The organism is Acinetobacter sp. YH16032, assembly GCF_013417345.1.
Classification (GTDB): Bacteria; Pseudomonadota; Gammaproteobacteria; order Pseudomonadales; family Moraxellaceae; genus Acinetobacter.
The window spans coordinates 39,659-47,961 of record NZ_VPEE01000023.1 but is presented as its reverse complement, the minus strand read 5'-3'; the positions used below and the strand labels follow the sequence as shown (position 1 = coordinate 47,961).

9 protein-coding genes and 1 rRNA gene are annotated in these 8,303 nt (G+C 37.8%); 6 read left to right on the top strand and 4 right to left on the bottom strand.

Features of this window, described 5'->3' with window-relative positions; genetic code table 11:
- Nucleotides 1-101: ribosomal RNA gene (gene rrf / locus FTV32_RS11790) — 5S ribosomal RNA — on the top strand; the annotation flags it as partial.
- A gap of 111 nt (nt 102-212) precedes the next feature.
- Here the strand turns inward: rrf and FTV32_RS11785 are convergent.
- From FTV32_RS11785 to FTV32_RS11770, 4 genes are all read right to left on the bottom strand, one after another.
- Nucleotides 213-956 carry an amino acid ABC transporter ATP-binding protein gene (locus FTV32_RS11785; RefSeq protein ID WP_180028742.1) on the bottom strand — a complete coding sequence of 248 codons (744 nt, stop codon included), beginning with the start codon at nt 954-956 and terminating at the stop codon, nt 213-215.
- 11 nt (nt 957-967) lie between these two features.
- Nucleotides 968-1,645, bottom strand: coding sequence for an amino acid ABC transporter permease (locus tag FTV32_RS11780; RefSeq protein WP_180028741.1), 678 nt, complete (start codon nt 1,643-1,645; stop codon nt 968-970).
- A gap of 1 nt (nt 1,646) precedes the next feature.
- Entirely contained in the window at nt 1,647-2,489 is an 843-nt protein-coding gene (locus FTV32_RS11775; RefSeq protein WP_180028740.1) for an amino acid ABC transporter permease, read from the bottom strand.
- A gap of 69 nt (nt 2,490-2,558) precedes the next feature.
- The gene (locus tag FTV32_RS11770) at nt 2,559-3,458 is read right to left on the bottom strand and encodes an amino acid ABC transporter substrate-binding protein (protein WP_180028739.1); all 900 of its coding nucleotides are present in this window, start codon (nt 3,456-3,458) and stop codon (nt 2,559-2,561) included.
- Between the two features lie 457 nt (nt 3,459-3,915).
- On the opposite strand from FTV32_RS11770, the gene FTV32_RS11765 reads away from it, so the two are divergent.
- The 5 genes from FTV32_RS11765 (at nt 3,916) to hisG (ending at nt 8,264) form a co-directional block, all read left to right on the top strand.
- Complete coding sequence (locus FTV32_RS11765; protein WP_180028738.1) at nt 3,916-5,367, top strand: RNA polymerase factor sigma-54; 1,452 nt, start codon at nt 3,916-3,918, stop codon at nt 5,365-5,367.
- A gap of 188 nt (nt 5,368-5,555) precedes the next feature.
- Nucleotides 5,556-5,888, top strand: a complete 333-nt coding sequence (gene hpf, locus FTV32_RS11760; RefSeq protein ID WP_035268921.1) for a ribosome hibernation-promoting factor, HPF/YfiA family — start codon at nt 5,556-5,558, stop codon at nt 5,886-5,888.
- A gap of 142 nt (nt 5,889-6,030) precedes the next feature.
- Nucleotides 6,031-6,282 (top strand): BolA family iron metabolism protein IbaG, encoded by a 252-nt coding sequence (gene ibaG / locus FTV32_RS11755; RefSeq protein ID WP_180000146.1) that lies wholly within the window; start codon nt 6,031-6,033, stop codon nt 6,280-6,282.
- Between the two features lie 7 nt (nt 6,283-6,289).
- Nucleotides 6,290-7,549, top strand: a complete 1,260-nt coding sequence (gene murA / locus FTV32_RS11750) for a UDP-N-acetylglucosamine 1-carboxyvinyltransferase (protein ID WP_180028737.1) — start codon at nt 6,290-6,292, stop codon at nt 7,547-7,549.
- A gap of 4 nt (nt 7,550-7,553) precedes the next feature.
- Nucleotides 7,554-8,264: an ATP phosphoribosyltransferase gene (gene hisG / locus FTV32_RS11745; protein WP_180028736.1), complete on the top strand. Its 711-nt coding sequence runs from the start codon at nt 7,554-7,556 to the stop codon at nt 8,262-8,264.
- Nucleotides 8,265-8,303 lie beyond the last annotated feature (39 nt).

Below are 8,303 nucleotides of genomic sequence, written 5' to 3'. Positions count from 1 at the left end.
CAAGAGTGAACCACCTGATCCCTTCCCGAACTCAGAAGTGAAACCTCTTAGCGCTGATGGTAGTGTGGGGTTACCCATGTGAGAGTAAGTCATCGCCAGCTCATTATTCTAAACACCCCCTTCAATACAAGGGGGTGTTTTTTTATATATAAAAATCGAATTTGAAAATTATTTGAGTAGATATCGCGAAATTTTTGGATTCATACTGATGTTTAGTGTACTGCTGAAATTTTCTCTAAAAAATATTTTGTCCTTTCATGTCGCTCTAGTGGCTTATTAAAGAAGTCATCAGTCGGGCAATCCTCTAGAATTTTGCCTTGATCCATAAATATCACTCGATCTGAAACTTTTTTTGCAAATCCCATTTCATGGGTAACACACATCATCGTCATGCCTTCTTTTGCAAGTTGGCTCATGACTTCAAGCACTTCACCCACCATTTCAGGATCTAATGCAGAAGTGGGTTCATCAAAAAGCATACAGACTGGGTCCATACAAAGACCACGTGCAATCGCGACACGTTGTTGTTGACCACCTGATAATTGTCCTGGAAATTTATCTTTGTGTGCTGTCAAACCTACTCGATCCAAATATTGTAAGGCCTTTATTTTAGCGTCTTCAGTTGAGCGATTAAGTACTTTGATTTGTCCTATTGTTAGGTTATCTAACACAGTCATATGAGGAAAAAGTTCAAAATGTTGAAATACCATACCTACTCTAGATCTGAATTTTGCTAGATTCGTTTTAGAGTCTTTTAAAGCGGTACCATCAACGAAAATATTACCTTGTTGAAAAGGTTCTAAAGCATTTACTGTCTTAATAAGTGTAGATTTACCTGAGCCAGATGGACCGCATACAACGACAACTTCACCTTTGTTGATAGTGGTTGAGCATTCGCTAAGTACCTGAAAATCTCCATACCATTTGGATACATCTTGAATTTCAATCATTGGCATTTTGATTCTCCTTATCGAATAATGGCTATTTTTTGATGTAAGCGTTTAACTAGTCGTGAAAGTGCAAATGAAATGACAAAATAGACGACAGCAACAACTAGATAGAAAACGGCTTTGGTTTCCGAACCATAGGTATTAGCTAAAGTATTTGCATTGCCTAAGAAATCTGGTGCACTGATGACATAAACCAAAGACACATCTTGAAAAAGAACAATGGATTGCGTCAATATCACGGGTAACATATTTCTAAAAGCTTGGGGTAAAACTACGTATGACATCGTCTGGCGATAATTAAACCCCAAGGCGTAACCTGCATTCACTTGTCCTTTAGAAACTGATTGAATGCCAGAACGGACAATTTCTGAAAAAAAAGCAGCCTCAAAAATGGCGAAGGTTACTACACTTGAAAATAAAGGTCCCCAATAGGTGTGATATTGGAAATCGAAAAACTTAGGAAGTAAAAAGTAAAAGATAAAAATAACTTGAATGAGGGGAACACCTCGAAAAAAGTCGACATAAAATTTTGCAAATCCACTGGCAATTTTATTATTTGATAGACGCATCATCGCGATTGGTGTACCAAGAAGAATCCCACCAATAATCGAAAGAATGGTTACTGTAACTGTAAATTTAAAACCAGCGATCAAACTTGCAACGACATCGGGATGAGTTAGAACACTAAAGTCCATTTTATTTACCTCCCGAACCTAGACCTGGTACAGCCATCCGTTTCTCAATCCATGCCATCAGGTATTTAATTGAATAAGTGATGATGAGATAAACAGGTGTTGAAAGAATTAAAATGACCACGTCTTGAGAGGTTTCTTCTCGCATTGTTTTGGTATATGCAAAAAAATTCAAAACACTTAAGGCAAAAAGTACGGCTGAATTTTTAAATACATTCATTGCTTCTGATGTCAGTGTTGGCCAAACGATTCGATAAGCCACTGGCAGAATGACATAACGATAACTTTGGTTTAAATTTAAACCAATCGCATAAGCTGCATTTTTTTGACCTTGTGAAACGGTATTAATACCTGCTCGAACCTGCTCAGCAATCCTTGCAGCGGTATATAGACCCAGTGCAAATACACCAATAATTGCTGGATTATTATTTAAAGTATTTTGCCACCATCCGCCAGGAACCATTTCACCACTTCCAGTACTCATACTTAATGGCAGGAGTTGAGGAAAAACGAATGCCCAGAAAAATAATTGAACGATTAAGGGTATATTTCTGAATAACTCTACATAACAAGTCCCAATGAATGAAAGTAACTTATTGGGTAATGTACGCATAATGCCAATAAGTGAACCAAGTAAAAATGCGATGAAAAAGGCAATGACAGCAGTCCAGATCATGGTCCAAATACCTGATCCAAGTATTTGTAACCAGGTCGGTGCATCAGCAACAGCTGAATAACTTGAACCTCCAATCGCACTACAGATAGATTCAGCCCAATCTTTTTTATCAACGCCATATTCGTTGGATGCCAAGCAAAATGACGTCCAATTTAAAGAACCAACAGCCATTGAAATTTCCTGCAATGGTTACGAGAAAAAAGGGCTTAAGTGTTTTTATTTAAGCCCTCATAATTTTTGTTATTTAATCCCTGCATCATTCGGAGATGCTTTTAATTTTTTAAATGAGCTACTCATAGGCATGTTTAGATTGATATTGCGTGGTGGAATAGGTGATAAGAACCATTTTTTATAAAGGGTATCCATTTGACCATTTTTCCACATTCCAGTTACCACACGATCTGCAATCGCTTTAAACTTGGCATCCCCTTTAGGCAGCATAATTCCGTAAGGTTCTGACGAAAGGACTGGACCTACAATTTTAAAATCTTGAGGTTTTGATGATTTGGCAATGAGCCCTGCAAGAATATTGTCATCCATAACAAATGCAGCTGCACGTCCCGAAGCGACCATTGCAAAAGAATCAGCATGATCTTTACCATAGACATTGGTAACTTTTATTTTTTCTCCTCGTGCACCCATTTTAATATATTTATCCGAGGTTGTTCCTTGCGTTGTGGCAACGGCTTTACCATTTAAATCACCTAAATCTTTGAAAGGCGCTGAAGCTTTGACTGCCATACGTACTTCAGTGGCAAAGTAATTTGTAGAGAAGTTGACTTGCTGTTGTCGCTGGACAGAGTTGGTTGTCGTCCCGCATTCCATATCAATGTTTCCAGCGAGCATTTCAGGAATTCGCGTGGAAGAAGTAACCGCTTTATATTCAACTTTTAAGTTGGGGAGTTTTAAGTCTTTTTTTAATTCGTTAGCTACGTTATTACAGATATCGATGGCATATCCCATAGGTTTACCACCCACGATATATGAGATTGGATCAGAAGATTCACGATACCCGATGATCACTTTTCCATTTTTTTTGATTTTCGCAATGGTGTCAGTGGCATTGGCTTGACTCATTGTTCCGCCAGCGATGATGAAGCCTAACGCGCTGAGAAGGACTTTACCAGATAGACTTTTCATCAAGAAATCTCCATGTCTTGTAGTGCATCGTTCTTATAATTTTGACAGTTCTCAAATTTGGTTGAAATCTATTCAAAATAAACTATTAATTATTTTTATACTTTCTATGAGAATAAGTAAAGAATAAAAAATACTCGAAATTCAAATGAATTTAGATTTTTTGATCAACGCGAAATAAATCATGAGCTTATAAAACCTTGATTATGAGTAAGTGGTTTATTTTTAATCAACCATAACTGCAGATAACGCTAAAAAATTATTTTTTTTAATTTAAGCTTGAGTGCTCATATTTTTGAATATTAATTAAAAAAAAGTGATTGAATTATAATGTATTTTATCTCTATTTTTTATTAACAATTAAGACTAATTGATTAACCTAACACTTGAAACTTATGTTATAAGAATTGTAGGCATGATTATTGCATGAATAATAACGATGTTAGGGGGGTAATGATTTATGAAATTAGCGTTAGGACTAAAAGTATCCAATTCTTTGTCTTTGACACCCCAGCTCCAACAAGCGATCCGACTTTTACAATTATCCAGCTTAGAGTTGGAGCAAGAAGTTCAATTGCAGTTGGATAGTAACCCCTTACTTGAAAAGGTGGATGATGATTCTCCAATGCAAAGTTTGGAGGACTTGAATCAGGAAAATTCTGCTAGTGATCTTACTCGAGAATTAAATGCAGATCATTTGCCAAATGATTTACCTGTAGATACGGAATGGGATGATGTATATACCCATCAATCATCATCAATGGAATTACCAGAATATGAAGAACGTGAGGATAATCGATCAATTCAAAATACACTGAAAGATCATATTTTACAGCAAGTTAATCTTCTAAATTTCTCCCAAACTGATCTTTTGATCGCTTATTGCATCGTAGATGGTTTGGATGAAAAAGGCTTTTTAGATGAGAGCGTTGAAGAAATTCACCACGCAGTGCTGACTTTACTCGCACAGATGGATATTGAAGAAGATGTTGAGATTGATGAAATTTTAGTGGTGTTGAAACATATTCAAAGACTAGAGCCGATTGGCGTTGGTTCACGCAATCTTGTGGAATGCTTATATGTTCAGCTTCAAGTTTTGCCTAATACCTTACCATGCCGTAATGACGCGTTATTGTTATTGCAGCATTATGAATTATTGATTGCCAATGACCTAAATAAATTACTGAAGCAAACAGGTTTTAAACTTGAACAGCTAAAAGCAGCGATACAACTTTTAAAATCATTACAACCCTATCCAGGGTTAATGTTTGAAAATAAAGAATCTGAATACCAGGTGCCTGATGTTGTGGTGGCAAAGAAAAATGACAGTTGGCATGTGCACTTAAATCCAGATATTTTGCCAAAATTACGTATCAACCCTTATTACGCAAATATGATTCGTCGAGCTGATCAAAGTGCAGATAATCAATACTTACGCAATCAAATGCTTGATGCTAAAAATTTTATTAAAAGTGTGGATGAGCGCCATAAAACGCTTTTAAAAGTAGCGACATGTATTGTTCAGCATCAACGAGATTTTTTAGAGTTGGGTGCTGAAGGAATGAAACCTTTGGTGTTGAGAGATGTGGCGGAGGAGGTTGAGTTACATGAATCAACAGTATCTCGTGTAACGACCAATAAATATTTGCTTACTCCGAGAGGGTTGTTTGAACTTAAATATTTTTTCTCAAGCCATGTTGGAACAACGTCAGGTGGTGAAGCGTCTTCAACTGCGATCCGAGCAAAAATTAAAAAGTTGATTGCTGAAGAGAACCCAAGAAAACCATTATCTGATAACAGTTTAGCTAAGTTGTTAAATGAGGATGGTATCGATGTTGCACGTCGTACAGTCGCAAAATATCGTGAATCGTTACATATTCCTGCATCATCCGATCGAAAAGTCTTGATCTGAAATTTGAAGTGTGATTATTCTAGAGGTTCATTATGACGAAATAATGAATCTCTTTTTTTTAGTTACACGAGGTTTAGCCAGCATGATTTCATGACTTAAATTTGCAGAATAATTCTATGTTGAATGTTCTGTCATGCAATCACATGGCTTAACTCAATCAAATCCTTTAGAAGGAGAGGGATAGGATTATGCAAATAACAATTCGTGGACATCATTTAAGTATTACTCCTGCAATAGAAGAGAATATTCGTTGTAAATTCGCCGAAATGACCAAGCACCTTGATCAGGTCAATAGTATGCAGGTGAAACTCACAAAGGATCACCAAGTCGATAAGCGTTCGAAAAAAGGAAGTTCGAATCATATCGCTGAAGCAATCGTGCGTTTACCAGGCGTCGAACTTTTTGCTCAGGCATCTGGCGATGATATGTATGCATCAATTAAAAAATTGACTGAGAAAATAAAAAGACAGTTAATGCGATATCGTAAAATGCAAATGGCTTTTCAGCCGCTGCCTATATGACGGTATGTGGCTGAAAATAAAAAAAGAGGTATATTGCCTCTTTTTTTTATAGATAAATTGTATAGCAGATGAATTCATTGAATGAGTTATAGTAAAATAATCCGTTTTTACACAATCGATCGTCCCATGAGAGGTCTTTGCAATGAATAGTGAACAGCTCACTGAAATCTTAAAAGCTGCTTTCCCTTCTGCTGATGTTGCTGTAAGTGGACAAGGTGGGAAATTTGACCTCCGTATTGTAGATGATCTGTTTGAAGGTAAAAGAACAGTTGCTCGTCAACAAGCAGTTTATGCTCCTCTTAACGAATATATTAAAAGTGGTGCAGTTCACGCTGTAACCATACGCGCAATGACAAAAGAAGAATGGCGCAAAGCTAGTCTTTTCGGAGCTTAAGGAATAAATGGATAAATTTCTAATCACTGGTGGTAAAAGACTAGAAGGCGAAGTTCGCATCTCTGGTGCAAAAAATGCTGCATTGCCACTTTTAGCAGCAATGATTCTTGCTGAAACACCAATTACGCTCAGAAATGTACCCAAGCTTAAAGATGTTCATACGCTTGTAAAATTAATTGCAGGTCTTGGGATTACCATGAAGTATGAAGGTGACACTGTTGTCGCTGATACTTCAACCCTTGATAATCAATTTGCACCATATGAACTCGTAAAGACTATGCGAGCGTCTATTTTGGTGCTTGGCCCATTACTGGCGCGCTACGGTAGTGCAAAAGTATCTTTACCTGGTGGTTGTGCTATTGGCTCACGTCCTGTTGACCAGCATTTAAAAGCATTAGAAGCTTTAGGTGCGGAAATTGAAGTCGAAGCAGGCTATGTCAATGCAAAAGTTGATGGTCGCTTAAAAGGCGGTGAAGTTGTTTTCGATATGGTCACTGTAGGTGGGACAGAAAATATCCTCATGGCTGCTGTTTTAGCAGAAGGTGTTACTACCATCCGTAATGCGGCTCGTGAACCTGAAATCACTGATCTTGCACAAATGCTCATTAAGATGGGTGCGAAGATTGAAGGTTTAGATACGGATACATTAATCGTCACTGGTGTAGAAAGTTTGCATGGTTGTGAGTATTCAGTTGTTGCTGACCGTATTGAAACAGGATCTTATTTAGCGGCTGCTGCTATTACGGGTGGACGAGTTAAAACGATACATACAGATCCATTGCTGATGGAATCAGTGTTGGATAAATTTGAAGAAATGGGTGCAGAAGTTACGCGCGGCGATGATTGGATCGAACTCGATATGATGGGTAAGCGTCCTAAGGCTGTTAGTTTCCGTACATTGCCTCATCCAGATTTTCCAACAGATATGCAAGCACAATTGATGGCGGTCAATGCAATCGGTCGTGGGTTTGCAACAATTTCAGAAACGATTTTTGAAAACCGTTTTATGCATGTACCTGAATTGTCACGTATGGGCGCTAATATTCAGGTTGAAGGTAATGATGCAGTTGTAACAGGAGTTGAAAAACTTTCAGCTGCACCTGTTATGGCAACAGATTTGCGTGCTTCATTTTCTTTAGTTTTGGCTGCTTTAGCTGCTGAAGGAGAGACTTTAATTGACCGTATTTATCACATTGATCGCGGTTATGAAGATGTTGAAGCAAAATTACAAGGTTTAGGTGCCCAAATTAAGCGAGTGAGCGAGTAAGTTAATGAGCGATATGAGAAACGATGATCCTAATTTTGACGTAATGGGCAATTTTGATCATGGTTTAACCTTAGCATTAAGTAAAGGTCGTATTTTAAAAGAGACATTGCCATTGCTAGAAACAGCAGGGATTAATCTTTTAGAAGACCCAGATAAATCGCGTAAATTAATTTTTCCTACGACGCATAAACATGTTCGAATTTTAATTTTACGTGCATCTGATGTACCAACTTATGTAGAAAATGGTGCGGCTGATATTGGTGTTGCAGGTAAAGATGTACTGATGGAACATGGTGCACAAAATGTCTATGAACCATTAGATCTTAAAATTGCAAACTGTAAGTTAATGACAGCGGGCAAAGTGGGTATGGAGCGTCCGAAAGGTCGTTTGAAGATCGCGACCAAGTACGTGAATTTGACGCGTCAATACTATGCGAGCTTAGGCGAGCAAGTAGATGTGATTAAACTTTACGGTTCGATGGAGCTTGCACCTTTGGTTGGTTTGGGTGATTACATCGTTGACGTCGTGGACACAGGTAATACACTTCGCGCGAATGGTTTAGAGCCTCTTGAAGAAATTTGCAAAGTGTCTTCAAGACTGATTGTGAACAAAGCGAGCTTTAAGCGTAAGCAAGCCTTACTTAATCCGATTCTTGCACAGCTTGAAAAAGCGGTGGACGAAAGAGAAAAAGCAAAGCAAGTTAAAGCTGTTTAAGTTTCTTTATTTTAAGAACCGCCTGATAGGGCGGTTTTT